Origin of the sequence: Grimontia sedimenti (genome assembly GCF_011045095.1) — a bacterium.
In the GTDB taxonomy this organism is placed as follows: Bacteria; Pseudomonadota; Gammaproteobacteria; order Enterobacterales; family Vibrionaceae; genus Enterovibrio; species Enterovibrio sedimenti.
Map to the genome: position 1 here is coordinate 1 of NZ_JAALDL010000051.1, position 867 is coordinate 867.

Sequence of the window (867 nt, forward strand, 5' to 3'; positions counted from 1 at the left end):
ATATTATATGACAGAGGATGTTCTGTCATCACACACAAATCTTAGATATCCTCGAGTAATTATAATCAGATGTAGATATAGATCTCAGTTTTTATTAAGATATAAGACAAAGATGAAACAATATATGTTTAAATTACTGTCTCCGTGCGATTACATTACTTTCTTGTGATGTGCTTCCCCTTATGGCTCTATACTTCTTATTAGAAATACCATTGCTTGTCGATCGAGTTAACTCTGCCACTCTTCTCAATCTCCCCATGTCAATGTCTCTTGACATACTCTGTGTCCTAGTGATGGGTCCACTAATAGCAACCCTACTATCTCTAACCTCAAATTTCTTATCAGACAACAATGCATTAGATCTGATGACATCATCCCTTATGGTAGCAATCGGTGCTTTATAATTGAATCTATCCATGGTTTTGATCCTGTCACATCTATGACAATGGTAACACTCCCGACACTGAATCCTGCGGTGATATTGCATTCTGTTAATTCCATTTCGAACACCAGAGGCGGCTCTCTCTGTTGAAGATCAGATTTTGCCAACCAACATGGAGGCCGTCCATGTGATGTCTGCAGTTGCACCTGCAGGAAAGTCAGTCTGATGTATGATTTGATCCTCCAAGTCTGCATCTATTCTGTTGTCCTTCACCATAGCATTTATCATCCCCGATCCCAGATGGCCTGTTCGTGGCTTGTACAATACTCTCATCCGACTGATTCTAATATTCTCTGCAGATCTCAATGTAAACATCTGAAACAAGTTCAATGATCTTGTTAGTCCTACAATATTATTGTCGGTTCCAGCAATTAACTCTGTCTTAATCTTGTATGAGACTGTCCCATATCCAGATAACGCCATTT

1 protein-coding gene is annotated in these 867 nt (G+C 39.2%); it reads right to left on the reverse strand.

Features of this window, described 5'->3' with window-relative positions:
- Positions 1-535 precede the first annotated feature (535 nt).
- A partial coding sequence (locus tag G5S52_RS24505; protein ID WP_205744043.1) for a hypothetical protein occupies positions 536-867 on the reverse strand: 332 nt, incomplete at its 5' end.